This is a genomic window from Nocardia sp. NPDC004718, from assembly GCF_053601535.1.
Genome location: NZ_JBSGCA010000013.1, coordinates 119,817 through 145,667, shown reverse-complemented (window position 1 = coordinate 145,667; position 25,851 = coordinate 119,817). Strand labels below are relative to the sequence as shown.

The following is a 25,851-nucleotide window of genomic DNA, read 5'->3' as shown; positions in this document are numbered from 1 at the left end:
AGCGACCAGAGTCGTGGATTGAATGGATCAGAGATGGATACGGCTCAGCCTACGGTCGGACTACCTTCACTACTGGTCTTGCGGAGTCCGAGTTCTCTCGATGAGCTCGTACACACTTCTCGCGTGTTCTATCATTTCGAACGCCGGAAGCGGGCCTGCGCCCATCAACAAGATGGTGGACCACCGACGATCAAGGAAGCTGATCGCGGCGAACAAAATGGTGCCGCTTCCTCCGGAGCGTTCCGTGAGGGACAAATATTCGAGGGTACGTGGATTGAACGTCTGCACCTTGTATCCGAAAAAGCGCGAGATGATTATTATTCGCTTGTTCGACACACCGTAGAAGGTGTGCGCCCTACGCTGGGCGTCGACAACTAGACGTCCCAGCAGGAAATAGAGACCGACCAGGACGAAGATCCCTACCCACAGCAGGGATAAGGGAGATGCGCCCTCGGCCACGTCACTGATCGCGAAGAACACCGCGAAACCACAGAAGAAAAGACTGAACGGCAATATGTACGCATCCCTTGTCTGCAGTGCCAACCCCCGCCGTGGCCGTCCGGTCCACAGCACATTCTCACCCGGGCCGAGAATTCGGCCGATCTCACTCTGAACGATATTTTCTTCGTTCATGGTTCACCGTCCTCGATATTCTCATACGTCGGTTCGGATCGGAATTCGTGCGACACATGACATGTATCGCAAAGTAATCCGTCCGTGCCGTAACTACCGAAGGAAATCCCGTCGCCGACTTGCGATAATTTTGTTTGCCGTGAGTGGCGAGCGCTGTTCTGGTGGGACAGTGTATCCGGCGTATCCGGCGTTGGGGTGGACGGTGACGATCAGGGTCGTGTCGCACGCCGGGCAGTGCCGCTGTTGCGTACCGCTTAGTGTGTCGGCCTGGTCAAGGACTTTTCGAAGGCGATGGCGCCGTGAGGCCTTGGCCGCGCACGGTCCGGGCAAGGTCGTGCTGGATCTGCGGGCGGCGGGCGTCGCCCGTGGTCGGCGGGACTGCTCGAACCTTCGGCGGTAATACGTCATCGGCTGCCGGTAAACCGGTGGCGACCGGGTGGGCGCGTCTCGTAGCTTGTCCGTTCGTGACCGACGATCGGAAGACGGACCCGAATCGACACGACCTCGGCCGAGTGTTCAACGAGGTGCCGCAGCTCTATGACCGAGTCCGGCCGGGATACCCTGGCGAGCTGTTCGCGGACCTCTGCGACATCACCGGCGTGACCGAAAGGTCGGCGGTGCTGGAGGTGGGCTGCGGTACCGGTCAGGCGACGCGCTCGCTGGCAGCGCTCGGCTGCTCGGTGACCGCCATAGAGCCGGGGCCGGACATGGCCGCACTCGCCCGCAGGCGGGTCGCCGGTTTCCGCAACATCGAAGTCGAGACGTCGACGTTCGAGGAGTGGGACGACCGCGGCCGACGCTTCGACGCCCTGGTGGCCGCGTCGTCGTGGCATTGGGTGGACCCGTCGATCGGCTGGCGGCGAGCCCACGATCTGCTCTGTCCCGGAGGCTGGATGGCGCTGCTCGGCAACGTCGTCGTCCGGAGACCGGGCGAGCCGGAGGTCTACGCCGAAACTGCCGATCTGCACGAGCGGTTCTGCCCCGGCAACCCTGGCTGGGGTCATCCACCACCGGAAGACGACGTGCGCGCCACCGATGAGGGCTGGGGCCTGGTCGAGGATCCCGGAGCATTGTTCGGCCCGACGATCGTGCGTTGGTACCCAACAGTTCAGTGGTTCGACGGAGACGGCTTCGCTGATCTCCTTCGCTCGACGTCGCTGTATCGCAGGCTCGCCCGCGACGTCCGTGAGCCCCTGCTCGACGCCATCGCCGAGCGCATCCGTACACGGATGGGCGACCGGGCATCACGCCGTTATCTGAGCGTCCTGCGTGTCGGACAGCGCCTCGAGTGAGGTCGAGGACCGATCTGGCCGAGGGTTGTCCCACGAGGCCGACCCATTGAATCGGCCGAATATCAGTGCGATTCGCCGACGTCGAGCAGTATGCGCAGCAGGTCTTCCGGGGCGTCCCGCATCAGGTTGTGCCCGCCGTCGAGTGCGTGGGTCGTCCACCCGGCGTCGTCCCGCAATCGCTGGTAGGTGGCGGTGAAGGGCGAGGGTGTTTCCCATCCGGCCGCGTAGACGTAATCCCTGCGCCGGATATGGCCGAGATCCCCGGTGAGCGTGAGTGGTTGGAGAACCGACGCGAGTGGGTGGGCTGTGGCTCGCGGATCGAAGAAGGGCAGCGGGCGGACCGCGTCGCCGGTGTCGACCACGTCGAGGTACCACCGCCGCTCTTCCTCGGAAACCAGTGTGAAGCAAGAGTCCCCGTGCCCGGGAACCACGGCGTCGAGGTACACCAGCGCACTCACCCGGGCCGCGGCGCGATCGGCGGCGCCGGTGATCACCATGCCGCCGTAGCTGTGTCCCACCAGGACGGCGTCGGTGACGTTCTCGGCCGCCAGCGCGGCGGTGACGTCCTGGATGTGAGTGTCCAGATTCACGCCGTGGCGCAGATGAACGCGCTCACCGACTCCGGTGAGGGTCAGCGGCAGCACGCGATGGCCGCGCGTACGCAGTTGCTCGGTGAGCTGCTCGAAGCACCAGCCGCCGTGGCACATGCCGGGGATCAGGACGAAAGTCGTCATTGTCGTTCTCCTTCTGGTCGGGGGAGCGAGGGGGTGGGATGGCGGCGCTCGCCGACGCGGCGACGCATGCGATCGCTGTGAACGCGAGTGCGGAGTTGGTGGACGTGTGATCCGCGAGAGTCCCGGCGATCCACGGCCCTGCGGTTTGCCCGACGGCGAACACCGTCGTGAAGGCCGCCAGCGTCGCGGTCCAATCGACCGGTGCGGTGTTGTTCTTGACCGAGGCCGTGACCGCCGCGGGGACACTCATGAAGGTCGCCCCGTAGACGACGGTGGAGGCGAGCAGGACCGGCGGTGCGGGAGTAACCAGCGCCAGTGCCGCGCCCGCGCCCAAGACGGCGAGCAGGACGCACAGCGCTCTGCTTCCGGGCCAGCGGCTGATGGGGCGGCTCCACAGAACAGGTGCCGCGACGACGGCCAGTCCCATCGCGGTCCAGGCCGACATCACCTCGAGCGTCGAGGCGTGCCGATCGACCAGGTACGCCGACAGGAAGGTGATGTAGGTGATGTATCCACCCGCGAACAGCAGATACGCGAGCGCTGTCGGCCACAGTGACCGCAGGTGCGCGTGTCCGGCGACTTGTGGAGCCGGTGAGTCGACGTGGGTGGCGGTCCAACTCGCCAGGGCCGCAAGGGTTGCGGCGATACCCAGGCCGACCCACGCCATCCGCCAGTGATCCCCCGCCAGCGGCACGGTTGTGCCGCTGAGGACTATGCCGACCCCGGTGCCCGCGAAGTAGACGGCGATGGGCGTGCCGGATGACGCGTGCGTGGCGATATGCGAGGCGATGACGCCGCCGGTGATGAAGACGACCGCACCCGCCGCCCCGGCCACGGCTCTGGTCGCGAGCAGGAAGAGATGGTCATTGCCGACGGCGGTGGAGGTCAACGCCGTTGCGGTCAGCGTCATCCCGGTGCGGAACGCGGCTGCCGTGCCCATGCGGCGAACCACTGCGGGTGTCGCCACGGCGCCGACGAAATAGCCCAGTCCGTTTGCGGTGCTGAGCATTCCGGCATCGGCCAGGTTCCAGCCGAGGTCGTTTCGCATGGCGGGTAACAGCAAGCCGTATGCGAACCGTGCGAATCCCAATGCCGACGCGGTGCCGAGGGCGAGGCGTGCGGCTTGCCATATCGGGGTCATTCACGCGGGCCTTCCGAGGTCGAACCGATCGGTACGACCTCGAATGCTAGCAGATGATCGAACCAGTCGTTACCATCTAGGTATGCCAGTGGCCAAAGGCTCGACGATAGACCCCGCGCGCACCCGCGCCGCCATCCTCGAAGCGGCGGAACCGCTGCTGTACGAGCGCGGCCTCGACGGAATCGGTGTAGCCGAACTGTGCGCGCGGCTCGGGGTGTCCAAGGAGACCTTGTATCGCCACTTCGGCACCAAAGATGGGCTCGTGCAAGCGATGCTGGAGTCGCGCAGTGAAAAGGTGTGTGGGTGGCTGGCGAGTGCGGTGGAGTCGGCCGGCGACGACCCGGCCGAGCAGTTGGGCGCGGTCTTCGACGCGCTCGGCGAGTGGTACGCCCAACCGGCCTTTCGCGGCTGCGCCATGGTGAACGCGTCGGCCCAGCACTACGACGACGAGGTGCGGGCCATCACCGCGCGGCACCTGCAGCGCTATCTCGACCTCTTCACCGGCATCGCCGTCCGCGCCGGAGCCGAGGACCCGGTCTCGCTGGGCCGTCAGGTGCTGATGCTGGTGGAGGGCGCGACCGTCGTCGCGGCGATGCACGGCCCGGCCGGTGTCGGCGGGCATGCTCGCGCCGCGGCGGCAGCCCTGCTCACCGCGGCTACCTGAGCGGACTCCTCACATCGCGGGGCGGACCCGATGACATGGCCGCTGTCGGCCGGGTCGCTGTCGTCCAGCGTAGATTCGTGCTATCGAGAAGAGATGACGCCGACGCGCTCCTTCTACGATGTCGTGATCGTCGGTGGCGGCCACAACGGGTTGGTGGCCGCCGCGTATCTGGCTCGGGCCGGGCGGTCGGTGCTGGTGCTCGAGCGGCAGCCGCATACCGGCGGGGCGGCGGTATCCGAGCGGGTGTTCGCGGGCGTCGACGCGCGGTTGTCGCGGTACTCGTATCTGGTGAGCCTGTTGCCGTGGTCGATCGTGACGGACTTGGGCTTGCGGTTCGAGACGCGGCGGCGGGCGGCCTCGTCCTACACGCCGGTACGGGAGGGTGGTCTGCTGGTCTCGTCGGCGCAGGACCGGACCGAGGCGAGTTTCGTGCGGTTGACCGGCTCGGACAGAGAGTTCCGGGCATGGCAGCGGTTCTACGCGACCACGGGGGAGTTGGCCCGGCGGGTCTTTCCGACACTGACCATGCCACTGGTGTCGAAGGAAGCATTACGGCACATCGTGGACGACGCGGCCACCTGGGATGCGCTGTTCGAGCGGCCGCTCGGTGAGACGATCGAGTCGACCTTCGCCGACGACACGGTGCGCGGCGTGGTGCTCACCGATGCGCTGATCGGCACGTTCACCCATGCGCATGATCCGTCGCTACGGCAGAATCGCTGCTTCCTGTACCACGTGATCGGCGGCGGCACCGGCGACTGGGACGTGCCGATCGGCGGCATGGGCGCGCTCACCGACGCACTGGCCACGGCCGCGCGCGAGGCGGGCGCGGAGATCGTCACCGAATGCGCCGTGACGAGCATCGAAACCGACGGCGACACAGCGGAAGTCGGTTACGAAGAAGGGAAGATCGGAGCGCGCCACGTCCTGGCGAACGTCGCGCCGTATACGCTCGCCGGGCTCCTCGGCGAGCCGCTGCCACCGAAGCCCGAGGGTGCGCAGTTGAAGATCAATATGCTGCTGCGCCGCCTCCCGCGATTGCGCGACGCCGAAGTCGAGCCACGGGAAGCATTCGCCGGTACTTTCCACATCGGCGAGTCGTACGCCCAACTCGACCGCGCCTACGGCGAGGCCGCGATCGGCCGCATTCCGTCCGTGCCGCCCGCCGAAATCTATTGCCACACATTGACCGATCCGACGATCCTGTCACCGGACCTGGCTGCGCAGGGTGCGCACACGCTCACCCTGTTCGGACTGCACGCTCGCGCGAAACTCTTCGCCGCCGACCACGCGTCGGCGAAAGACGAGTTTGTGAAAGCGACCTTGGCGCAACTCGATTCGGTGCTCGCCGAACCGCTCGCGGACTGCTTGGCGAGAGACGAGAACGGCGCGCCCTGCGTGGAAGCGAAGACGCCGATCGAACTCGAGCGCGAGGTCGGCCTGCCCGGTGGACACATCTTCCACCGGGACCTGGCCTTCCCCTACCTCCCAGAGGACGCCGACCCGGCCGACCCCGGCGCCCGGTGGGGCGTGGCGACCGGCCACCGCAACGTGTTCCTGTGCGGTGCGGGCGCCATCCGGGGCGGCGGCGTCAGCGGTATTCCCGGGCACAATGCCGCGATGGCCGTGCTCGACGCCGGTCAGGCCGGCTGACCCCGCAGCGCGACCTTGGCGGCGCGGCCCGGCGTCTCGGTGGCGACGGCGGCGTCCGCCGCGGCCTCCAGCGGGTAGGCGGCTTCGATGTCCAGCCGCAGCTCACCGCGAGCGGCCAGATCGATCAGTTCGCTGATCAGCCGTCCGCGCTGGTCCGCGCCGATCTCCTCGATCCGCTTGGCGCCCCAGAAGCCCTTGACCACGGTCTGGCCGAAGATGAGTCTGCCCGGATCGAGCGACAGCGGCTTGCCCGAGAGCGCGCCGAAGGAGATCAGCTGACCGCCGGGCGCGAGCAACGCCAGTTCGTCGGCCGCGGCGCGACCGCCCACTTGATCGACGGCCCGGACGATCGGCGCACCGGAGGTGGCGGCGTCGACCTGGTCGCGCCAGCCTTCACTCTCGGTGTCGAGCACCGGCTCGTAGCCGAGTTCCCGCAGCGCCGCGACGGAGCGGGGGCCGCGCACGAGATTCAGCACGCGCAGACCTCGCTGCCGGGCGAAGACGTTGACGAGCCTGCCGACCGCGCCGTTGGCGGCGTTGACCGCCAGCCACTCGCCGGACCGCAGCCCGAGGTCCTCGATGAGCATCAGCGCGCTCAACGGCATGGCCAGCAGTTGGGCCGCGGTCTCGTCGGAGACGGTGTCGGGCAACGGGATGACCTGGCGGGCCGGGACCACGAAGTAGTCGGCCCACACATTGATCGCACCGGACACCGCCACGCGCCGTCCGACCGACATGTCGGTGACGCCGGGACCCACCGCGTCTACCCGCGCGACCGCCTCGCTACCCGGGATGGCGGGCAGCTCTGGCCGGTATCCGTACACGCCACGCACGATCGCCAGATCGTGGTTGTGGATCGGTGACAGGATCAGCGCGAGTCGCACCTCGCCCGGGCCGGGCTCGGGGACCGGGCGTTCGGCGGTGGTCAGTACATCCTTCGGTTCACCGAACCGTTCGATGACTACGGCACGCATATCCGCTCCTTCTCGATCAGTCCTCGGCTACGAGGACCTGGACGTCGATGTTGCCGCGGGTCGCGTTGGAATACGGGCAGACCTGGTGTGCTTTGTCGGCGAGCGCTTGCGCGTCCTCCCTGGACAGATGGGGGAGCGATACCTCCAGGGTAACCGCAAGGCCGAAGCCGCCGGCGTCGTTCGGCCCGATCCCGACCTTGGCGCCGACCGCGGAGTCGTCGATGTTCGCCTTCACCTGCTTGCCGACCAGGCGCAGCGCCGAATGGAAGCAGGCCGCGTACCCGGCCGCGAACAGCTGCTCGGGATTGGTGCCCTCGCCGTCGCCGCCCATTTCCTTGGGAGCCGAGAGACTCAGGTCGAGCTTGCCGTCGGTGGTGCGTGCGCGGCCGTTGCGTCCGTCGCCGCTGGCCAGGGCCTCGGCGGTGTAGAGGATCGGCATGTCTATTCTCCTTCGTTCAGCTGAGATTTCAGCGAATCGGTCAGTCGGCGCAGGATGTCGCGCAATGCGGCGACGTCGTCCATGGACAAGCCGCTGGCTTTGCCCATCTGGGCCGGGATGTCGCCCGCCTCGGCGCGCAGGGCGCGTCCGCGGTCGGTGAGCCGGATGTCGACGCGGCGTTCGTCGGACGCCGATCGCCGCCGCTCCACGAGGCCCCCGGCCTCCAGCCGCTTGAGCAGCGGGGAGAGCGTGCCGGAATCCAGGTCGAGCGCATGGCAGACGTCGCCGACGCTGCGTTCGTCGCGCTCCCACAGCGCGAGCATCACCAGGTACTGCGGGTAGGTGAGCCCGAGCCGTTCCAGCTTCGGGCGGTAGACCGCGGTCATCGCCCGGGACGCCGCGTAGAGCGGGAAGCAGAGCTGCTCGTCGAGGGTGAGGTGGTCGGTCATGAGCAATAATGTAGTGGGCAATTCAGTTGTGCACAACCTAAGTGCCCGTGGTGCTCGTCACTACCGAGCCGCGGGCAAGGCTCAGCGGGCCGGGAAACGGAAGACGCGGTCGTCACCGCGGACCGGTTCGCCCCGGCCGTCGGTGTTGGAGGTGGTGAGCCACAACGCTCCGTCCGGCGCGAGCGCCACGGTGCGCAACCGGCCGTACCGGTCGCGCAATTCGGCACGGGGTGCACCGGCGCGGCCGTCCGCGACCGGCACGGTCCACAGCCGACGGCCACGCAGCGCGGCGGCGTACAAGGTGTCCCCGGCGATGGCGATTCCCGACGGTGAGGCTTCCGCGGTGGTCCAGGTCAACAGCGGATCGGTGAAGCCGCGGTCGGCGCCACCCGACCCCTCGACCTCGGGCCAGCCGTAGTTGTGGCCTGGCTCGATCAGATTGATCTCGTCGAACCGGTCTTGCCCGAATTCCGCCGCGAACAATCGCCCGTCGCGGTCCCATGCCAGACCCTGCACGTTGCGGTGGCCGAGACTGTAGACCGGCGAGCCGGCATACGGATTCCCCGGAGCCGGGCTGCCTTCGGGAGTCACACGGAGGATCTTCCCGTTGAGACTCGCCGGATCCTGCGATCGTCCGGATTGCCCGGCGTCGCCGGTCCCGGCGTAGAGCATGCCGTCCGGCCCGAACGCGATTCGGCCGCCGTTGTGATTACCGGCCTTCGCGATCCCGGCCACCAGCACCTCCGGTGGGCCGTCGAGCCGGAACCGGATGATCCGGTTGTCCGTATCGGCGGTGAAATACGCATAGACATAACGACTTTCGGCATAGTCCGGCGCGACGGCGAGCCCCAGCAGGCCGCCTTCGCCCCGGGCGGTGACGCCCGGCACCTGATACACCTGTTCGGGCGCACTGCCTGCACCGATGCGCAGGATCCGTCCGGAGTCCCGCTCGGCCACCAGCGCCGCGCCGTCGGGCAGGAAGGCCAGCCCCCACGGCACGTCGAGGTTCCCGGCGATTTCCTCGGCGGCGTCGAGATCGGGTCGTCCGGCGGGATTGCTCGGCGCGACGGTGCGCGTCGCCGGGGGCGTGCTCCCCGGTTCGGTCGAGCTGTCGTTTCCGCAGGCCGTCAGCACCGCGCCGAGCAGGAGGGCGGCGATGGTCGTGCGGGTATGGGACCGTCTCGGTGTCACAAGCCTGCTGCCGCAAGCGTGCGCGTGCCGGGCGGACCATCGGGACCACCGGTCGCAATCCGAGCCACCGGAGGGGCTCCGGACGCGGAGGAAACGGCCCGATCCCGTCAGCATCAGCCGAGATACGTTCTGTACCAGTTCAATACGCGCCGCCAAGCCTCGGTGGCGGCCGTGGCGTTGTACCGCTGACCGGTGTCGTTGAAGAATGCGTGGTCGGCATCGGGGGCGATGAAGATCTGATGCGGGTTGCCCGAACGGGCCAGTGCCGCTTCCGCGGCGGCCCGGGAGGCGTTCACGCGGGCGTCGGCCGCCGCGTAGATGCCGAGCACCGCGGCTTTCGACGCGGTCAGATCGCCGTTGTCCGGGAACGGCCCGTAGAACGGTGTCGCCGCGGCTAATCGGGACGGGCCCGAAGCCAGCAGCAACCAGGTCAGGCCGCCGCCGAAGCAGAAACCGGTGGCGCCGAGCTTCTTTCCCTCGACCCGCCGCTGAAGTTCGTCCAGCCCGGCGCGCAAGTCGGCGACGAGCTGGTCCTGCGGGATCCGGCTCAGCTCGGCGGTCGCCTCGGCGGGATCGGCGAACGTCGCGGTTCCGCCTCGTGCGGACAGCAGGTCGACCGCGAGCGCGGAATATCCAGCGCCCGCGAAACGCCCTGTCACCGAACGGATGTGGTCGGTGAGACCTTTGTTCTCGTGGATCACCAGCACCCCGCCCCGTGGTTGCGGCGCCGCCGCCCACGCGGCTTGCAGCGTCCCGCCAGGACCGGCGAAGGTGACGGCGCTCGTCGGAAGAGCGGTGGCGGATCCGGGTGGCGTCGGAGGCGACGTGGGCGAGGGCGAGTAATCGGTGTTCCCGGTGTCGGAGTTCGCGCAGGCGGCCAGCAGGGTGGCGGCGGCCGTGGCGCCGAGCCCGAGCAGCCCCAGCCTGCGCAGTGCCTCCCGCCGGGTGACCAAGCCGTCGGCGTGGTCGGCCGCGATCTCCTCCGCGATGTATCGCTGCAGCGGCGTCATGTGTCCCACCCTAAGCCGCGTCGTCGGTGGCGACGCGGCATTCACCGTCTGTTCGCTCGCGACAAACCGGCCCGACCGCACCTCCCGCGTAATTCGCCGGAAGATTGCTACGTTGTCGCCCAATCAGGCGATCGATGGTCGGTCCGCACACCGGTCGAGGGAGCGAGATGGCAGCGGGGCATGGCGTGAGACGAACGACGATCAGGGCGATCCGGACGATGGCCATGGTCGCGGTAACGGCGACCGTGGGATTCGTGTCGGTGCCCGCGGCCGCGGAGCCGTCGATCGATGCCCACAGTGTGCGGTGGACGGCGTTGCACGACGGTCCCCAGCCGTATGCCGACGTGCACATCGACTGGGATGTGCCGATCCGGATGAGCGACGGAGTCGTGTTGAAGGCCAACGTCTACCGGCCGGTGAAGGAGGGCGGGGAGGTGGAGCGGCAGCCGCTGCCGACCATCGTCAACCTCACGCCGTACACCAAGCTCATGACCAACCTGATCGACACGGCGCTCGCGGTGCCCGGTTTGCAGCCGTTGACCGTGCGGCTGGTCAATCGAGTGAATCTGTCACGCACGCCGGTCAGTGGTTTCGGCGATCTGCTGCACGCGGTCGACGGCGGCACCGTGCAGACGGTGCTCGGTCTGGATCGCGATCTGATCCGCGCCGGATACACCCAGGTCGTCGCGGACGTGCGGGGTACGGGTTTCTCGCAGGGAGCATGGGACACCCTCGGCGAGCGGGAACAGCTCGATACCCGCGAGGTGATCGAGTGGGCGGCGGCGCAGCCTTGGTCGAACGGCCGGGTCGGGATGAGCGGCGGCTCCTATTCGGGAATCAACCAGCTGCGCGCCGCCGAGAACGCCCCCGCGCCGTTGCAGGCGATCTTCCCGGTGGAGCCGGGCAGCGACCTCATGCGCGACGTCGTCGCGCCGGGCGGCGGCGTGGGGACGACGTTCCTTCCGATGTGGCTCAGCACGGTCAACCAGCTGAAGCTGATTCCCGACGTGCAGTCGATGTTGAGGGGCACCTTCGACTGGGGGTGGCTGCAGGAACGGATGTCCGATCCGGCCAGCAACGTGGATCTGCTGGCCCAGGCGCTGCTCACACCGTCGCTCGACCACGTGCCGCCCGCGCTGGCCGACGCGCTGGACGAGAACAGCTATTTCCGGCGCGGCATCGAGGGTCACCCCGAGCGCATCACGGTGCCCACCTTCGTCTACGGCGGCTGGCACGACATCTTCGCCAACAGCGCGACGAAGCTGTACAACGCGATTCCGCTGCCCGCGGGACGGAAACAATTGGTCGTCGGCGACACCTACCACGCGAATCCCGGTGCGGGAACCGGTATTCCGGGCGCGCCGCCGCGGCTGGACGTGTTGCAGCGCATCTGGTTCGACAAGTGGTTGAAGGACACCGACCACGGCTTGGGCGACTTCGGGCCGATCACCGTGTGGGAACAAGGCGGCGGCTGGATCTCCCTCGGCCAGTTCCCGCAGAAAGATCTCAACCACCGCCGCGTGTATCTGTCGGCCGAGCCGAGCGGCACCGCCGGAAAGGCCGTGTACGACGGATCGTTGACGATGACCGCTCCCGGCGAACGGCAGACGCTGACGGTGGCGCCCGGCGTCGCCTCGGCGTGCTCCCGCGACACCGCGCAGGGCTCGGCCGGGATGGCGGCGGTGCTGGACGTGTGCGCGAAGGACTCACGCATCGCCGAGCGCAACGCGCTGACCTTCACCAGCGCGCCGACGACCGCGCCCACCGTCATCTCGGGGCCGGTGAACGTGCATCTGAACGCGGTGCACGACGCCACCGACGGCTACTGGAGCGTCACCATGAACGACGTCGCGCCCGACGGGAGCTCGAAGGTGCTGTCCACCGGGCAGCTGACCGCCTCGCTGCGCGCGGTCGACGAGCAGAAGAGCAGCCGCACACCGACCGGCGACCTGACCGAACCGTTCAATCCGATCACCTTGGACAGCGTGCAGCCGGTCGTCCCCGGTGAGCCGGTGGCGCTGGACATCGCGGTGATTCCCACCCAAGCGGTGCTGCAACCCGGCCACCGGCTGCGGATCGACGTCTTCGCGGGTAACTCGCCGAAGGCGCTGGCGTTCCGGCCGATGCTCAACAACACCGAGCTGAAGCCGCAGCACCTGAAGCTCGACCCGTCGGCGCCGAGCTTCGTCGTGGTGCCGACCAACCGTCCGCTGGACTGAGCGGCTACGACAACTGCGACTGCACCTGCGCGGAGATCAGCTCGAGGTGCTCGAGATCGCTCAGATCCAGCACCTGCAAGTAGATGCGGCTGGTGCCGATCTCGGCGTACCGGCCGATCTTGTCCACCACCTCGGCGGGTGAGCCGGCCAAGCCGTTGGTCTTCAGCTCGTCCACCTCGCGGCCGATCGCCTCGGCCCGGCGCGCCACTTCGGCGTCGTTCGCGCCCACGCAGGCCACCAGCGCGTTGGAGTAGACCAGGTCGTCGGCGGCGCGGCCGTATGCCTCGGCGGCGGCGCGCACCCGGTCGAACTGCCGCGTGCTGTCCTCGATGGAGGAGAACGGCATGTTGAACTCGGAGGCGTATCGCGCGGCCAGCCGTGGGGTGCGGGTGGCGCCTTGCCCGCCGATCACCACCGGGATCGGGTCCTGCACCGGCTTGGGCAGGGCGGGGGAGTCGGTGAGCTGGAAGTGCTTTCCGTCGTAGCTGAAGGTGTCGCCGGGTTTGGTCGCCCAGAGCCCGGTGATGATGGCCAGCTGCTCTTCCAGCCGGGCGAACTTGTCGGCGGGGAACGGGATGCCGTACGCGGCGTGCTCCTCGGCGAACCAGCCGCTGCCCAAACCGAATTCGACTCGGCCGCCGGACATCTGGTCCACCTGCGCCACTTGGATCGCCAGCGGGCCGGGCAGCCGGAAGGTGGCGGCGGTGACCAGGGTGCCCAGCCGGATCCGCTTGGTCTCCCTGGCCAGACCGGCGAGGGTGATCCAGGCATCGGTGGGGCCGGGCAGCCCGTCGGCGCCGCCCATGCTCAGGTAGTGGTCGGAGCGGAAGAACGCGTCGAAGCCCAGGTCCTCGGTGGCCTTGGCGACGGTGAGCAGGGTGTCGTAGCTGGCACCCTGCTGCGGCTCGGTGAAGATGCGTAGTTCCATGTCAATGACCCTAGTCGGTCGGCCGGAAGGCGAATCGGGGCGTTCGCGGCTGCCCGCTCGAGCTGCGGAGCTGCTCGAGCGCGGCCGGCCCGGTGATGCGGTCGCTGAGAGATCATCGCGCGGACCGTTCGGGCCCGGGCGGCGGTTGCGTGTAGGTCCGTGCGATGAGGGCGGCGCGCAATCGGTAGAGCGCGTGCGGAACGGCGGTGTCCAAGCCGGTGAGGCGGCCGATGCGCTTGAGTCGATGGTCGACGGTGTTCGGGTGCAGATACATCGTCCGGGAGGTGCGCCTGCGGTTGAAGTCGTTGCGGATGTGTTCGCGCAGGGTTTCGACCAACTCCGGATGCCCCTCCAGCGGATCGAGCAGGGCGGCCAGCCGGTCTCGTCCCGGACCCGGCCGGGTGAGCTGGTATTCGAGGGCCAGATCCTCGAAGCGGTACAGGCCGGGTGGGCTCTGCAGGCGACGAACCATGTCGAGCAGTTCGTGCGCCTGGTCGGCGGCGCCGGGAATCTGCTCGGCCTCGGCGGCGATGGCGGCGGCGGTGAGCGGCGCGGGCACCACCGCGGCCAGCGCGGCGACCAAGTCGGTGAGGCGGTCCGCGGCGACCGGCGCCGCCGGCACCAGGATCGTTCCGCCGATCGCGCTGAGCAGACTGGGCACGTGCCTGCCGCAGTGCACCGCGAGGCAGAGTTGCATGCGTTGCCGGATGCTGTGCCCTTCTGCGGGGCGGCCGGGATTCTCCTCGGTGGGCCGGTCGACCGCCACGGCGAGCACGGTGTAGCGGTCGGCGACCGGAATGCCGTACTCCCGGTAGACCTTCGCAGGGTGGTGCCCGCGCAGCAGTGCGACGGCGACGGCGTGCGGAGCGGTCTGCTCGTCGGCGGGGGCGATGGAGTCGGCGGGGGCGATGGACAGGTAGGCGAGCGAGACGGTCGTGGTGACCGCGTGGACGGCGTCGAAGAGCCTGCGTATGTCGTTGTGCCGCGGTGTGCTCGAATCACGCAGGTACTCGTCGAGATACAGTCGGAAACCTTCGTGGACCAGATGCTGGACGGTGTCCATGCGCACCCCGACGCCGGCCCACCGGGTGGCGGCCGCGAAGATGCCGACCGTGCGGGCCGGTTGTGCGGGGTCGAGGGAAGTGACCAGGTCGAGGCAGTGGGCGACGGTGGCGCGGATCTCCTCCCGCAGCAGATTCCCTTGTTCGACGTGCCGGCGGGGAATGATGCCGAGCAGGTGCCGCACGATGTGTTCGGTGGCCGGGACGGGCTCGGCGGTGCTGCGTGTGGGTGGCATGCCGGTCCCTCAGCGACCGCCTCCGCCGCCGACCATCTGTGGGTCGAGCGCGCGGTCGCGGTTCGGATGTCGGACCAGGCCGGTGCCTTGCGTCGTCGCAAACATTCGGTACTTCCCATCCAGTCGTCCGCGCGTTTCACGAAATGGCTTGATACGAAGCCGAATTCGAATTCACAGAAGTTCGTGACATCGCACAGTCTCGGTCCTTGAAATGTATCGGCGGCGGCGCGAATCGTCACTGCACGGGCCGACGAAGCAATCAGCCGCTACGTTGTTGCGGATGACAATGCGGCACGAAGATCCGTCACCATCAGGGAAGAAGGTTCGAGTGCGCGATGTGCCGATGATTGTCGTGATGGGGGTGTCGGGTTCGGGAAAGACGACGGTCGGTACCCGCTTGGCCGACGTATTGGGGGTCGAGTACGCCGACGGCGACGATTTCCACCCGCCCGCGAACGTCGCGAAAATGGCGGCGGGGACGCCGCTGGACGATGCCGACCGCGCACCCTGGCTCGACGCCTTGGCCGCCTGGATGGCCGAGCGATCAGGGAAGGGAGCCGTCGTCACGTGTTCCGCGCTGAAACGGATCTATCGCGACCGGCTTCGCGTCTCGGCCCCCCACGCGTTCTTCCTGCATCTGGACGTGCCGCGGCAGGAACTCGAGCGCCGTATGGCGGGCCGCGGTGGGCACTTCATGCCACCGAGCCTGCTGGATTCCCAGCTGACCACGCTGGAGAGGCTCGCGGCCGACGAGCGCGGCGCCACCCTCGACGCGACACGACCGCCCGAGGACGTGATCGGGGACGCGGTGGCGGCGCTGAAGAGGTAGTCAGAGGCCGCCGAGGCCGGACAGGAGATCGAAGCCGAGATCGAGCCCGCGCCACAAAGCGTCGATCTCGGCGCTGACGGCGGGTGCCGCCGCCGGGTCCTGCAAGGCGATCCCGTTCGCGAAGATGACGACGTTGGCGCCCGCGTCGGCCAGCCGGAGCAACGGACCGGTCGCCACGCCTCGGCCGAGCACCGCGTCCAAGCCCTCCCCGACGAAGTAGAAGCGCCATAGCGGTCCCAGGTCACCGCCGTAGAACGCCTTGGTCTCGTCGACGATCAGCGCGCCCTGCCGGGCGATCGAGTCGACGATGCGGAAATAATCGCGCGCGTTGGCGGCGGTGCTGCCGACCGCAGCGACGGAATAGGACAGGTCGACGGTCAGATGCGCGTCGTAACCGGCCATCGCCACTCGGGCCGGGGGCAACTCGCAGCGACGGGTCAGCTCGAAGTAGTGCGCCCAGTGCGGTTCGGCGGGTGCGCCGGTGAATTCCGCGTGCAGCGCGCGCAGGAAACGCGACAGCAGCTCGAGACTGATCCGGTGCGCCCATTCCGGGTCGTCGAACGACGCGGGATCGCGCTGGAGCGGCAGGACGGCGGCCTGCTCGACGGCGTCGAGCCCCAAGGCGAACACACCGCGCAGGTCACGGTGGCGGACCAGGATTTCGGCGATCTGCCGGTGCCGGTCGATAGCCTGCTCCAGTTGCCACAACGAGGAACCAGCCGGTGCCCCGGTGTCGGACAGCCGAGCGATCGCGGCTGTCTCGTCCTGGGTCAAGGGTGTGCCGCAGGCGGTGTCGGCCGTCGCGGCGAGCGCTGTGGCCGGGTGGAGCGCAATCGTGGCGAGTAGCGCGGTGACGGCCATGGCCAGTATCGAAAATCGTTGTCGCGCAGTGCTGATCGGTGTGCGCGCGAGAATGTTCGCCATGCTGGCTCCGGAGGTCGTGAATCGCGAACTTGCGTCGGACGGCCGAAGCGGGTGCGCATCGGCGATGCGCCATGCCGTAGGTAAGGCGCTGGCGCAGGGCGAGTTCGAAGCCTAACCGAACCGACCGGACCGCGCAGCGCGGCGATCAGTGAGCGAAGCAGGACCCGGAGGGCGCGCCCGGCAGGCAGACTTCGGCGATGGCGGAGACGAGCAGCCACGCGCCGAGCAACAACGAACCCACGGCGATCGCGCCGAACACGAACACCCACAGCAGGCCGGGCAGCCGGGTGAGCCGGGCGAGTTGATCGGCGTCGGAGTCGACCTCGTGATAGCGGGCACGTTGCTGCCGGGAGCGGCTTCGTTGCAGCTCCAGCACCGGCCGTGCCCCGGCGAACAGTAGGAACCAGGCCCCCAGGTAGGCGAATCCCGCTTGCAGCGTGTCGGTGCCGAACCAGGAGACCACGAAGACCACCGCGCCGAGGCCGAGCACGGTGATGGCGCCGTAGACATTCCTGATCTTGATCAGCAGCGCGGCGAGCAGAACGATGGCGGTCCAGAGCATCAGCGTGATCCGGCTCGCGCCCAGCAGCGCGGCGAATCCGAGACCGAGCAGCGGCGGTGCGGGGTAACCGGCCATGGTGGTGAGGATCATCCCGAGGCCGTAGGGTTTCCCGCTCGACACGGTGAGCCCCGAAGTGTCCGAATGCAGTCGGATGCTGTTGAGCTTGCGGCCGGTCAGCAGAGCGACCATGGCGTGCCCGCCTTCGTGCGCGATCGTGACGATATTGCGGGTCAACCGCCAGATCGGGGTGTAACCCACCAGCACGAGCGCCGCTACCGCCGCCGCCACCACCAGCCACCACGGCGGCTGCGCTTGCGTCGTCGTCAGACGATCGGCGATGGAAGCGCCGCGCTCGAAGAATTCCGCTCTGTCCACCGCCGCACCTTAACCGCCTGCGGACGACCGCGCTCGGGGCATGGGTTCGACGCTGGGACGTCGGAGCCGAACGCGTGCGGCTCGCCTCGCCGCGTCCTGTCGTGGAGGGCGGAGGCCCGCGGTGCGCCGCTCGTCGCCCCTGAATCAGTCGCCCCCGCCGTTCAGCCGGTGCGATCGAGGGTGCCGGTCATATCCCCTGCCACACCCTGGGTTCGGTACGAGAGCGTCCCGTCAGGTCGCAACTCCAACCGGGACGTCGCGCCGTCATCGTTGCAGCCGCCGGGATCCTTGGTGAGTCTGGCGGTCAGCACCACAGCGTTGGCCGTGGCGGAGGTGAGCGTTTCGGACCGCCCGCATTGCAGATGCGCGAATCTGCCGGTATTGGTGGATTCTCCGACCTGCTCGCCGACGTTCCCAGGATTGATCCGCACGACGATGTCGTAGCTACCCAGAATGTCCCGCGCGACGCCCTGCCATTCGCCGACAAGTGCGTTCGGAACGCTCGCGCCCGACGGGCCTGCGCTGGTCGGCGTCCTGTCCCCGGCTTGCGTGGCGGTAGCCGTCGCAGCATCGCCGCCGTCGGCTCGGGTGGTGGACGTCGGAGAATCACTGTCGGTCGGCGTCGCGGTCTGCGCGATCGAGTTCGCGGTATCGCGCCGTAGCTGCGCGCCGACCACGAACGCCGCCACGGCGACCGCGATGCCGACGACGAGGGCTCCCGCGACCAGCAGGGCGCGGTTCGGACTGTGTGCGCGAGGTGCCGGGGTGGTGACCGGACCGCCGGGCGAATCGTATTGCGCGGCTGGTTGAATCCGTTGCCCCACGGACGCGGCAGCTGTCTGCGGCGAGCCGGGATAGTGCGTCGGTCCGTGTGCCGACCGTCCGGGATCGCCCTGCGCGTACCGCGGATCGGTAGGTGGCGCGGGGCGGACCACGGTGTCGGCCGTACGCGCCCGATCCGTGGGCGCGGAGAAGTGGCTGCGGTCGAATGCGCCGGAGTCCAGGTCCAGTAGCTCGACCGCGCGGCGGCCGACCTCCTCGAGCACCGGCGGGGGCAGCCAGCCGCCGCGGTCGGGGATGCCCAGTGCGGTGAGCTGGGCCAACAGCTCGTCCGGAGTCGGGCGAGCCGCGGCGTCCTTGGTCAGGCAGGCGGCCACCAGTGGGCGCAGCCGCTCCGGCACGTCATCCAGCTGCGGCTGCTCGTACACCACCCGCCACAGCATCTGCACCGTCTCGCCGACGCCGAACGGTCCGTGGCCGGTCGCCGCGAACACCAGGACGCCGCCCAGCGCGAAGACGTCCGCGGGTGGGCCGACCGGATCGCCGGTCACCTGCTCCGGGCACATGAATACCGGTGAGCCGATGACTTTTCCGGTCGTGGTGAGCTTGCTGTCGTCGACGGCGCGGGCGATGCCGAAATCGATCACCTTGGGACCGTCGAGGGCCAGCAGAACGTTGGACGGTTTGAGGTCGCGGTGCACCACACCGGCCCGGTGGACGGCGGTCAGTGCCTCGATCAGCCCGTGCGCCAGCACGAGCAGCGCGTTCTCGGTGAACGGTCCGTACCGGTCGACCGCGTCGGCCAGCGAGAATCCCGCCACGTAACCGGTGGCCAGCCACGGGGGATCGGCGTCGACGTCCGCGTCGAGCACCGGCGCGGTGAACTGTCCGCCGACCCGGCGCGCTGCGGCCACCTCGCGCCGGAAGCGCTGCCGGAATTCGGCGTCGATCATGTCCGGGCGGATGACTTTGACCGCGACGGTGCGCCCTCCTGGGTTCCGGCCGAGGTAGACCCGGCCCATGCCACCCGTACCGAGGACGCCGAGCAGGCGATAGTCCCCGATCCGGGCCGGATCGTTCGTGCCGAGCGGTTGCATCGCGCAGCTGGCTCCCTTCGTGGCGTCGACCCTCCGAGAGGCTACCCACCGGGGCCGCCCATGTCCGCGCGGCGAACTGCCCGGGCTAACCCGCCATGATCGGCGCGGGCGCGGGCTGCTCTCGCCGCGCCCGCCTGGCCAGCAGATACGCCGCGATCGCCGCCGGAATGTTCATCAGAACCCCGTACACCGCGCCAGGAACGGCCATGGTGTCGTTGTCCAATACCGAAGCGGCGACGGCGATCGCGAGCGCCGCGTTGTGCACGCCGATCTCCATGGCCGAGGCGATCGCCTGATCGGCTTCCACCCGCAACAGCCGGGGCAGGAAATAGCCCACGGCCAGACTGATCACGGCGAAGGTCAGGCAGATCGCGGACAGCTCTCCGATGTGCTCGGTCAGGATGTCCAGGTTCGAGCCCACTCCGGCCGCGATCACCAGCGCGAGGACCACGACGGACAGGATCTTGACCGCACCGCGCATCCGCCGCGACCACTCCGGGAACCGCCGGTGCACCACCATGCCGATCGCGACGGGCACCAGCACGATGGCGAAGACCTGCGCGAATTTGTCCGGCCGCAGTCCGACCGAACCCTCGCCGTCCAGGAACAAGGCGTAGGACAGCGCCACCACCACGGGCAGGGTGAATACCGCGAGCACCGAATTGATCGCGGTGAGTGTGATGTTCAGCGCCACGTTGCCACCGGCGACGTGACTGAACAGGTTGGCCGACGCTCCGCCCGGCGACGCCGCGAGCAGCAGCATGCCCGCCGCGAGCGCGCCTTCCAGTCCGAACAGGCGGATCAGGCCGAGGCACACCGCGGGCAGCAGGATCATCTGGCACGCCAGCGCGATCACCGCCGCTTTCGGATACCGCAGCACGCGCGCGAAATCGTCGGTCGTCAAGGTCAATCCGAGCCCGAACATCACCAAGGCCAGCGCCAGCGGCAGCAACACGGCGAAAACCGTTGTACCCATTCGGGTCTCCTCTCGCAGGGCGGCCCGGACCGGCCGATCCCGGGGACCGACGTTATCGAGTCGCGGCGAAGGTGGCCAGCCCCGGTCAAGCGGTGACGGTCACACCCAGGGCCGCCGACTCGCGTGCTTTCGTCAGCAGGCGCAGGGTGGTGACCGCGTCGCGCGGGTCGACGGGCACCGGAGCGCCGTCGAGCAGCGCGGCGGCCATGGCGGTGTAGAACGCGGGGTATGCGCCGGGTGCGGTCGGCACGGGGGTGAAGTCCGGTTCCGCGCCGAGCACGCCCCAGCGCTCGGCATCGACTGTGCCCCATAGGGGATCGTTTCCCGGGCGGCGACCGGATCGGAGCGCTTCCTCCTGCGGGTCCAGCCCGTAGGTGACATACCCGGCTTCCGATCCGAGCACCCGGAAACGCGGGCCGAGGTGCGGGGCGACGGCGCTCATCCAGAGGTGGGAGCGGACACCGCCGCTGTGGGTGAGCGCGACGAACGCGTCGTCGTCGGTGGTGATCCCTTCTCGCCGCCGGTCCAGCTCGCAGTACACCGAAGCCACCGGGCCGAACAGGGTCACGGCTTGGTCCACCAAGTGGCTGCCGAGGTCGAGCAGAATGCCCGCGCCCTCCTCGTCCGTGCCGACCTCCCGCCAGCCGCCCTTCGGGACCGGACGCCACCGTTCGAACCGGGACTCGAAACGCCGCACCTGGCCCAGTCTTCCGGTCTCGACGAGTTCCCGCACCGTCCGGAAATCGCCGTCCCAGCGCCGGTTCTGGAAGACCGACAGCGCGAGGCCGGCCCGCTCCGCGCGCCGGACGAGATCTTCGGCGTCGTCCACCGCGACCGCGAGCGGCTTGTCGACCACGACGGGCAGCCCTGCCTCCAGCGCCTGCCTGGCCAGCGGCGCGTGCGTCTGGTTCGGTGTCGCGATCACAGCCAGACCGATGCCGTCCGGCGTGGCGAACAACTCCTCTGCGTGCGGCACCACACGCACACCAGGGTGTTCGGCGCGCGCCCGCTCGGCACGCTCCTCCGAGGAGGTCACCACGGCGGCGACCCGCATCCGCGGTTGCGCGGCGATCAGCGGAGCGTGAAAAACCGATCCGGCCAGGCCGTAGCCGACAATGGCGACCTCGATGATGCTCATGCCCCGACGCTACCGCCGCTGAAGACCACGTCAGGCCTCACCCCGTAGGCGCTGGTCGGCCGAGGAGCGCCACCTCGTGCGGCGCGCCACCGAGGTGGACCGCGCCGTTCGCTCTTGCGCTCCCGCAATCGGTGGTCCGGTGACGATCCGCTCGTATGTCCGGCAGACGGAGACGCATCGGCCTGGCCGTGTAGGTGCCACGTCGTGCGCCGGTCGAGCGGATGTCGGGCCGCCAATGGTCCGGCTGTCGACCTGCGACGTCCGGGCATGTGCGGCGATGGCGGCCGGGGATACCGCGCGAGGTTCCGGACTGCCCGGGACGCCCCGCCGACCGGCCGCGCGCACGGGCCGGTTCTTCCCGCGCCCAGCTCAATGCGGCGGCGCGGCGGAGTACTCCTGTTCGGGCCGCCCGGTGCTGCCGTAGCGCAGGCTCATGCGCACCGCGCCGCCGGCGACGAGTGCGGCGAGATAACGCTGGGCGGTGGCCCTGGAGATGCCGATGGCGCTCGCTACCTCTCCTGCGGACAGAGGCGTGCCCGCATCGAGAATGGCTTGCCGGACAGCGTCTTTGGTGGGGGAGGCCACGGTCGCCGCCGGGCTCGCGGTGACCGAAGGACGCAGCGCGTGCAGCGCCGCGGCGACCCGCGCGTTGTCGACCTGTGGCACGGCGAGAATGCGCCGGTAGCGGGCGTAGGCGGCGAGTCGCGCGGCGAGTTCGGTATGCGGGAACGGCTTGACCAGGTAGGACACCGCACCCGCCGCGACGGCGGCGCGCACCGACTCGCTCTCGGTCGACGCGGTGAGCACCATGGCGTCGCAGTGCAGCTCGCGGACGAATTCGATACCGGATCCATCGGGCAGGTAGACGTCCACCAGCGCCAGGTCGATCGGCCGCGCCGCGACGAGGTCCCGCGCGGCGGCGAGGGTATTGGCGGTGCCCGCCACCGTGAAACCCGGGATGGTCTGCACGATCCCGGCGTGCAGATTCGCCACCCTGAAGTCGTCGTCGACGATCAGGACGGTCAGGGACGGCGGGGCCATGACACCTCGCTCTGCACGAGCACCCCGGGGATGCGTGCGATGAATTCCGCGCCGGTCAGTGGCGGCTCGCCGCCGCCGGGACTCGACAGGCGCACGTCGCCGCCGTGGGCGCGGACGATCTGGCGGATCAGGGCGAGGCCCACCCCGCGCCCACCGGGGACGCCGAGGTCGTCGCGGGTCGAGATCCCTTCGGTGAACAGCGTGTCCACCAGGTCGGGCGCGACACCGTCGCCGCTGTCGGCGACGGTGATGTGCAGCGTCGAATCCTCTTGCACCAGTTCCACTTCCACCTGCCGCACCGGCCGCTGCCGAGCGCGCACGGCCTCCATGGCGTTGTCCAGCAGATTGCCGAGCACGGTGGTCACGTCCACCGGGTCGGCGAGATCGCCCTCGACCCAGGTGTTGGGCCCGAGCACGAGTTCCACCCCGTTCTCCCTGGCGTGCGCGGCCTTGGCGGCCAGGAAGGCCTGGAGATACGTGTCGTGGATGGCATCGATGCCCGGCGTCGCCGGACCGAGCGGACCCGCCCCGATCAGCTCGTCGACCGACCGCGCCGCCTCCTCGACGTGTCCGCTGTGCAGCAGTCCGCTGACCAGGTGCATCTTGTTGGAGAACTCGTGGCGCTGCGCGCGCAGCACCGTGCTCATCGACTGCACCGCGTCCAGCTGCCTGGTCAGCGATTCCACGTCGGTGCGGTCGCGCACGGTGAGCACCGCGCCGAGATCACGGCCGTCCCGGCTGACCCGCCGCGCCGAGACGATGACGACGTTCGCACCGACCGTCGCCGAGGTGGGTTGCCGATCGAGGTCGCGGAACACCTCCAGCACTCGCGGGGTGAGCCCGATCTCGTCAACCGGGCGCCCGATGTCCGGCGCGATGCCGAGCAGCCTGCGCGCCTCGTCGCTGACGAAGGTCGTGCGCCACGACGCGTCGACGGCGAGCACGCCGCCGCCGATGCCGTGCAGCACCGCGGCCTGCCCGCGCACCAGTTCGGCCAGCTCGTCGGGTTCCAGCCCGAGCGTCAGCCCGCGCCAGCGGCGGGCGAGCAGGATCGATCCGGCGATGCCGACCGCGAGCGCCACCGCGACCAGGCCGCCCGCGGTGCGCAGGTCGCCGAGCAGTTGCTCGTGCACCGCGTCGGTGGCGATGCCGACGCTGACCGCGCCGACCACACGATCGGAGCCGGGCGCCGTGACGGGGACCTTCGCGCGCACCGAGTCGCCGAGCGTGCCGCGTTCCTCGGTGATCGACTCGCGGCCCGCGAGCGCCTCGGATGGATCGGTGCTGACGTGCTCGGCGAGCCGTGCGGCGTCCGGATGCGCCAGGCGGATGCCAGCGTCATCGGTGATCACCACGAACAGGGCGTTGTTGCGCTGGGTCGCGTCCACCGCGAGCCGCTCCAGCGGGCCGGTGGCCAGCTCCTGGCGCACGCCCGGATCGAGCGCGCCCGGCGCGTACCTGGCCACCTCCGCGCGCACCACCGGGTCGGCGGCGACGGTGCGCGCGACGGCAAGCGCGCGCTGACCGTAGGCGTCGCGCAGCCGCTGATCACTGAGGTAACCGAACACCGCGAACGCGACGCCGAGCGTCAGCGCGACCACCAGGATCTGCGACAGCAGAACCTGGGTCCGCAATCGCACGGCCCGCGCGCCCTCAGTGGCCATGGCCGCAGCATAGGCGCAGACCACCGCGCACCGCGCATGAGCAGAATGCGCAAAACCCGCATATCCCGCGTTTGTGGCGGTTGTGCGCACAAGCTCCGGCGTGTGACCGGGGCCACGTACGTTCGCCCTACCCGAACTCGCAGAAGTAGGAAGCAATGACGCAATCCCTCATCGAGCTGCGGAACGCGACGAAGCGTTTCCCCGGCACCGGCGGTGGCATCCACACCGCCGTGCGCAATCTGAACCTCACGGTGCGCCCCGGCGAATTCGTCGCCGTCGTCGGCCCCACCGGATGCGGCAAGTCCACCACGTTGTCGCTGGTATCCGGGCTGGAACCGGCCTCGGCCGGGCGGACGCTGGTGCGCGGCAAGGACGTCGACGGCATCCCCGACGGCATCGGCTACATGTTCCAGCAGGACGCGGTGCTGCCGTGGAAGAGCGTGCTGGACAACGTCGCGCTCGGCCCGCGCCTGCGCGGCGCGTCGAAGGCCGAGGCGCGGGCGAAGGCGTCCGGGTGGGTGCGCAAGGTCGGTCTGGCCGGGTTCGAGAGCTACTACCCGCACCAGTTGTCCGGCGGCATGCGCAAGCGCGTGGCGCTGGCTCAGACACTGGTCAACGAGCCGGAGATCCTGCTGATGGACGAGCCGTTCAGCGCGCTGGACGTGCAGACCCGGCAGCTCATGCAGGACGAGCTGCTGCGCGTCTGGGCGGGCACCAACGCGGCGGTCGTCTTCGTCACGCACGACCTGGAGGAGGCGATCGTGCTCGCCGACCGGGTGGTCGTGATGACCGCGAGTCCGGCCACCGTCTGCGGGGACTTCACCGTGGGCCTGGCACGGCCGCGCAGTGTCGAGGACGTGCGGCTGACCGCCGAGTTCCGCGACATCTACAAGGAGATCTGGGAGACGCTCCGCGATCAGGTCGAAGCCGCTCGGGCGAAGGGAGCCTCCCGTGTCGCATGACGTGCTGGTGCAGGACGCCGTCGACGAGCCCGCGGTGGAGAACGAGACCGAGGCACAGATCCTGGCCCGGGTGCGCACCGCCGCGCGGCGCGCCCGGATCCGGACTTGGGGCCTGCGCGTCGCGCTGGTGGCGCTGTGGCTGGGCGCGTGGGAGCTCACCGCCACGGTGTGGATCGATCCGTTCTTCTACTCGAAGCCGTCGCTGATCTGGGCGCGGTTGGCCGAATGGTTCACCGAGGGAACGCAATTCGGCTCGATCTGGCTGCAGATCTACACCACCGTGCAGGAGGCCGTGCTCGGTTTCGTGATCGGCACGGTGGCGGGCGTCGTGCTGGGCGTGCTGCTCGGCCGCAGCCGGTACTGGGCCGAGGTGCTCGCGCCGTTCATCAAGGCGCTCAACGCGGTTCCGCGCATCGTGCTGGCGTCGCTGTTTATCATCTGGTTCGGTCTCGGGCTGAGTTCGAAGGTCGCGACCGTGGTGGTGCTGGTGTTCTTCGCGGTGTTCTTCAACGCGTTCACCGGTGCGCGGGAAGTGGACGGCAATGTGATCGACAACGCCCGTATCCTGGGCGCGAGCCGCAGGCAAGTGCTGGTGTCGATCGTGCTGCCGAGCGCGACCACTTGGATCCTCTCCAGCCTGCACACTGCCTTCGGTTTCGCGCTGATCGGCGCGGTGGTGGGCGAGTACGCGGGCGCGAGCAAAGGCCTGGGCCTGCTGATCAGCAACGCGCAGGGCACCTTCGACTCGGCGGGCATCTACGCGGGCATGATCATCGTCACCGTGGCCGCGCTGATCGCCGAGTGGGGGATCGGCATGGCGGAGAACCGGTTGCTGAAATGGCGGCCCTCGCAGGCGACCTCGAACCACGGGATCTGACC

General features: G+C 69.0%; 25 protein-coding genes. 8 read left to right on the top strand and 17 right to left on the bottom strand.

All coding sequences use genetic code 11. From position 1 onward, the window contains the following. Window positions 1-69: 69 nt before the first annotated feature. Window positions 70-633 (bottom strand): hypothetical protein, encoded by a 564-nt coding sequence (locus tag ACWEH3_RS12870; protein ID WP_450022951.1) that lies wholly within the window; start codon window positions 631-633, stop codon window positions 70-72. 464 nt (window positions 634-1,097) lie between these two features. Between ACWEH3_RS12870 and ACWEH3_RS12865 the strand changes: the two genes are divergently transcribed. Then, entirely contained in the window at window positions 1,098-1,925 is an 828-nt protein-coding gene (locus ACWEH3_RS12865) for a class I SAM-dependent methyltransferase (RefSeq protein ID WP_450022949.1), read from the top strand. 62 nt (window positions 1,926-1,987) lie between these two features. Here ACWEH3_RS12865 and ACWEH3_RS12860 read toward each other — a convergent pair whose 3' ends face one another. After that, window positions 1,988-2,632, bottom strand: a complete 645-nt coding sequence (locus ACWEH3_RS12860) for an alpha/beta fold hydrolase (RefSeq protein WP_450022968.1) — start codon at window positions 2,630-2,632, stop codon at window positions 1,988-1,990. Continuing rightward, window positions 2,538-3,800, bottom strand: a complete 1,263-nt coding sequence (locus ACWEH3_RS12855) for a YbfB/YjiJ family MFS transporter (protein ID WP_450022947.1) — start codon at window positions 3,798-3,800, stop codon at window positions 2,538-2,540. The genes ACWEH3_RS12860 and ACWEH3_RS12855 overlap by 95 nt, the downstream gene beginning before the upstream one ends. Window positions 3,801-3,882: 82 nt before the next feature. Between ACWEH3_RS12855 and ACWEH3_RS12850 the strand changes: the two genes are divergently transcribed. Together ACWEH3_RS12850 and ACWEH3_RS12845 are read left to right on the top strand one after the other, a co-directional pair. After that, the gene (locus ACWEH3_RS12850; RefSeq protein WP_450022945.1) at window positions 3,883-4,464 is read left to right on the top strand and encodes a TetR/AcrR family transcriptional regulator; all 582 of its coding nucleotides are present in this window, start codon (window positions 3,883-3,885) and stop codon (window positions 4,462-4,464) included. A 93-nt stretch (window positions 4,465-4,557) separates the two neighbouring features. Further along, entirely contained in the window at window positions 4,558-6,117 is a 1,560-nt protein-coding gene (locus ACWEH3_RS12845) for a phytoene desaturase family protein (protein WP_450022943.1), read from the top strand. On the opposite strand, the gene ACWEH3_RS12840 is transcribed toward ACWEH3_RS12845, so the two are convergent. The 5 genes from ACWEH3_RS12840 to ACWEH3_RS12820 form a co-directional block, all read right to left on the bottom strand. Then, entirely contained in the window at window positions 6,105-7,091 is a 987-nt protein-coding gene (locus ACWEH3_RS12840; protein ID WP_450022941.1) for a zinc-binding dehydrogenase, read from the bottom strand. The two genes, ACWEH3_RS12845 and ACWEH3_RS12840, sit on opposite strands and share 13 nt — an antisense overlap. Before the next feature lie 16 nt (window positions 7,092-7,107). Next, window positions 7,108-7,530, bottom strand: a complete 423-nt coding sequence (locus ACWEH3_RS12835; RefSeq protein ID WP_450022939.1) for an organic hydroperoxide resistance protein — start codon at window positions 7,528-7,530, stop codon at window positions 7,108-7,110. A 2-nt stretch (window positions 7,531-7,532) separates the two neighbouring features. Continuing rightward, on the bottom strand, window positions 7,533-7,979 hold the full coding sequence (locus tag ACWEH3_RS12830; protein ID WP_450022937.1) for a MarR family winged helix-turn-helix transcriptional regulator: 447 nt from the start codon (window positions 7,977-7,979) through the stop codon (window positions 7,533-7,535). 81 nt (window positions 7,980-8,060) lie between these two features. Continuing rightward, window positions 8,061-9,170, bottom strand: a complete 1,110-nt coding sequence (locus ACWEH3_RS12825) for a PQQ-dependent sugar dehydrogenase (RefSeq protein WP_450022935.1) — start codon at window positions 9,168-9,170, stop codon at window positions 8,061-8,063. Between the two features lie 113 nt (window positions 9,171-9,283). Then, window positions 9,284-10,180, bottom strand: coding sequence for a dienelactone hydrolase family protein (locus ACWEH3_RS12820; RefSeq protein WP_450022933.1), 897 nt, complete (start codon window positions 10,178-10,180; stop codon window positions 9,284-9,286). Window positions 10,181-10,398: 218 nt separating this feature from the next. Between ACWEH3_RS12820 and ACWEH3_RS12815 the strand changes: the two genes are divergently transcribed. Further along, window positions 10,399-12,399 (top strand): CocE/NonD family hydrolase, encoded by a 2,001-nt coding sequence (locus ACWEH3_RS12815; protein ID WP_450022966.1) that lies wholly within the window; start codon window positions 10,399-10,401, stop codon window positions 12,397-12,399. Window positions 12,400-12,403: 4 nt separating this feature from the next. On the opposite strand, the gene ACWEH3_RS12810 is transcribed toward ACWEH3_RS12815, so the two are convergent. Further along, window positions 12,404-13,327, bottom strand: coding sequence for an LLM class F420-dependent oxidoreductase (locus tag ACWEH3_RS12810; protein ID WP_450022931.1), 924 nt, complete (start codon window positions 13,325-13,327; stop codon window positions 12,404-12,406). A gap of 112 nt (window positions 13,328-13,439) precedes the next feature. After that, window positions 13,440-14,624 carry a PucR family transcriptional regulator gene (locus ACWEH3_RS12805; protein ID WP_450022929.1) on the bottom strand — a complete coding sequence of 395 codons (1,185 nt, stop codon included), beginning with the start codon at window positions 14,622-14,624 and terminating at the stop codon, window positions 13,440-13,442. 343 nt (window positions 14,625-14,967) lie between these two features. Between ACWEH3_RS12805 and ACWEH3_RS12800 the strand changes: the two genes are divergently transcribed. Beyond that, window positions 14,968-15,453 carry a gluconokinase gene (locus ACWEH3_RS12800; RefSeq protein WP_450022964.1) on the top strand — a complete coding sequence of 162 codons (486 nt, stop codon included), beginning with the start codon at window positions 14,968-14,970 and terminating at the stop codon, window positions 15,451-15,453. Here the strand turns inward: ACWEH3_RS12800 and ACWEH3_RS12795 are convergent, their stop codons facing one another. Next, a complete protein-coding gene (locus ACWEH3_RS12795) occupies window positions 15,454-16,314 on the bottom strand; it encodes a DUF5995 family protein (protein ID WP_450022927.1) in 861 nt (286 codons plus the stop codon). Between ACWEH3_RS12795 and ACWEH3_RS12790 the strand changes: the two genes are divergently transcribed. Further along, entirely contained in the window at window positions 16,313-16,492 is a 180-nt protein-coding gene (locus ACWEH3_RS12790; protein ID WP_450022925.1) for a hypothetical protein, read from the top strand. The two genes, ACWEH3_RS12795 and ACWEH3_RS12790, sit on opposite strands and share 2 nt — an antisense overlap. Window positions 16,493-16,522: 30 nt before the next feature. Here the strand turns inward: ACWEH3_RS12790 and ACWEH3_RS12785 are convergent, their stop codons facing one another. The 6 genes from ACWEH3_RS12785 to ACWEH3_RS12760 form a co-directional block, all read right to left on the bottom strand. Continuing rightward, window positions 16,523-17,314 carry a M50 family metallopeptidase gene (locus ACWEH3_RS12785; protein ID WP_450022923.1) on the bottom strand — a complete coding sequence of 264 codons (792 nt, stop codon included), beginning with the start codon at window positions 17,312-17,314 and terminating at the stop codon, window positions 16,523-16,525. A gap of 161 nt (window positions 17,315-17,475) precedes the next feature. After that, window positions 17,476-19,191: a serine/threonine-protein kinase gene (locus ACWEH3_RS12780; RefSeq protein ID WP_450022921.1), complete on the bottom strand. Its 1,716-nt coding sequence runs from the start codon at window positions 19,189-19,191 to the stop codon at window positions 17,476-17,478. Between the two features lie 85 nt (window positions 19,192-19,276). Then, the gene (locus ACWEH3_RS12775; RefSeq protein ID WP_450022919.1) at window positions 19,277-20,167 is read right to left on the bottom strand and encodes a bile acid:sodium symporter family protein; all 891 of its coding nucleotides are present in this window, start codon (window positions 20,165-20,167) and stop codon (window positions 19,277-19,279) included. 85 nt (window positions 20,168-20,252) lie between these two features. After that, window positions 20,253-21,305, bottom strand: coding sequence for a Gfo/Idh/MocA family protein (locus ACWEH3_RS12770; RefSeq protein ID WP_450022917.1), 1,053 nt, complete (start codon window positions 21,303-21,305; stop codon window positions 20,253-20,255). 369 nt (window positions 21,306-21,674) lie between these two features. After that, window positions 21,675-22,346 (bottom strand): response regulator transcription factor, encoded by a 672-nt coding sequence (locus ACWEH3_RS12765; protein ID WP_450022915.1) that lies wholly within the window; start codon window positions 22,344-22,346, stop codon window positions 21,675-21,677. Further along, a complete protein-coding gene (locus ACWEH3_RS12760; protein ID WP_450022913.1) occupies window positions 22,328-24,010 on the bottom strand; it encodes an ATP-binding protein in 1,683 nt (560 codons plus the stop codon). Before ACWEH3_RS12760 ends, ACWEH3_RS12765 begins: the two co-directional genes overlap by 19 nt. A 155-nt stretch (window positions 24,011-24,165) precedes the next feature. On the opposite strand from ACWEH3_RS12760, the gene ACWEH3_RS12755 reads away from it, so the two are divergent. After that, window positions 24,166-24,972, top strand: a complete 807-nt coding sequence (locus tag ACWEH3_RS12755) for an ABC transporter ATP-binding protein (protein ID WP_450022911.1) — start codon at window positions 24,166-24,168, stop codon at window positions 24,970-24,972. After that, window positions 24,962-25,849, top strand: coding sequence for an ABC transporter permease (locus tag ACWEH3_RS12750; protein ID WP_450022909.1), 888 nt, complete (start codon window positions 24,962-24,964; stop codon window positions 25,847-25,849). The genes ACWEH3_RS12755 and ACWEH3_RS12750 overlap by 11 nt, the downstream gene beginning before the upstream one ends. The last annotated feature ends 2 nt before the right edge of the window (window positions 25,850-25,851 follow it).

Excerpts from the sequence above, each read along its gene's own strand:
- ACWEH3_RS12870 (WP_450022951.1), bottom strand. The coding sequence starts at position 633 with ATGAACGAAGAAAATATCGTTCAGAGTGAGATCGGCCGAATTCTCGGC.
- ACWEH3_RS12860 (WP_450022968.1), bottom strand. The coding sequence starts at position 2,632 with ATGTGCCACGGCGGCTGGTGCTTCGAGCAGCTCACCGAGCAACTGCGT.
- ACWEH3_RS12855 (WP_450022947.1), bottom strand. The coding sequence starts at position 3,800 with ATGACCCCGATATGGCAAGCCGCACGCCTCGCCCTCGGCACCGCGTCG.
- ACWEH3_RS12850 (WP_450022945.1), top strand. The coding sequence starts at position 3,883 with ATGCCAGTGGCCAAAGGCTCGACGATAGACCCCGCGCGCACCCGCGCC.
- ACWEH3_RS12845 (WP_450022943.1), top strand. The coding sequence starts at position 4,558 with ATGACGCCGACGCGCTCCTTCTACGATGTCGTGATCGTCGGTGGCGGC.
- ACWEH3_RS12840 (WP_450022941.1), bottom strand. The coding sequence starts at position 7,091 with ATGCGTGCCGTAGTCATCGAACGGTTCGGTGAACCGAAGGATGTACTG.
- ACWEH3_RS12835 (WP_450022939.1), bottom strand. The coding sequence starts at position 7,530 with ATGCCGATCCTCTACACCGCCGAGGCCCTGGCCAGCGGCGACGGACGC.
- ACWEH3_RS12830 (WP_450022937.1), bottom strand. The coding sequence starts at position 7,979 with ATGACCGACCACCTCACCCTCGACGAGCAGCTCTGCTTCCCGCTCTAC.
- ACWEH3_RS12820 (WP_450022933.1), bottom strand. The coding sequence starts at position 10,180 with ATGACGCCGCTGCAGCGATACATCGCGGAGGAGATCGCGGCCGACCAC.
- ACWEH3_RS12815 (WP_450022966.1), top strand. The coding sequence starts at position 10,399 with ATGGCCATGGTCGCGGTAACGGCGACCGTGGGATTCGTGTCGGTGCCC.
- ACWEH3_RS12810 (WP_450022931.1), bottom strand. The coding sequence starts at position 13,327 with ATGGAACTACGCATCTTCACCGAGCCGCAGCAGGGTGCCAGCTACGAC.
- ACWEH3_RS12805 (WP_450022929.1), bottom strand. The coding sequence starts at position 14,624 with ATGCCACCCACACGCAGCACCGCCGAGCCCGTCCCGGCCACCGAACAC.
- ACWEH3_RS12800 (WP_450022964.1), top strand. The coding sequence starts at position 14,968 with ATGATTGTCGTGATGGGGGTGTCGGGTTCGGGAAAGACGACGGTCGGT.
- ACWEH3_RS12790 (WP_450022925.1), top strand. The coding sequence starts at position 16,313 with ATGGCCAGTATCGAAAATCGTTGTCGCGCAGTGCTGATCGGTGTGCGC.
- ACWEH3_RS12795 (WP_450022927.1), bottom strand. The coding sequence starts at position 16,314 with ATGGCCGTCACCGCGCTACTCGCCACGATTGCGCTCCACCCGGCCACA.
- ACWEH3_RS12780 (WP_450022921.1), bottom strand. The coding sequence starts at position 19,191 with ATGCAACCGCTCGGCACGAACGATCCGGCCCGGATCGGGGACTATCGC.
- ACWEH3_RS12775 (WP_450022919.1), bottom strand. The coding sequence starts at position 20,167 with ATGGGTACAACGGTTTTCGCCGTGTTGCTGCCGCTGGCGCTGGCCTTG.
- ACWEH3_RS12770 (WP_450022917.1), bottom strand. The coding sequence starts at position 21,305 with ATGAGCATCATCGAGGTCGCCATTGTCGGCTACGGCCTGGCCGGATCG.
- ACWEH3_RS12765 (WP_450022915.1), bottom strand. The coding sequence starts at position 22,346 with ATGGCCCCGCCGTCCCTGACCGTCCTGATCGTCGACGACGACTTCAGG.
- ACWEH3_RS12760 (WP_450022913.1), bottom strand. The coding sequence starts at position 24,010 with ATGGCCACTGAGGGCGCGCGGGCCGTGCGATTGCGGACCCAGGTTCTG.
- ACWEH3_RS12755 (WP_450022911.1), top strand. The coding sequence starts at position 24,166 with ATGACGCAATCCCTCATCGAGCTGCGGAACGCGACGAAGCGTTTCCCC.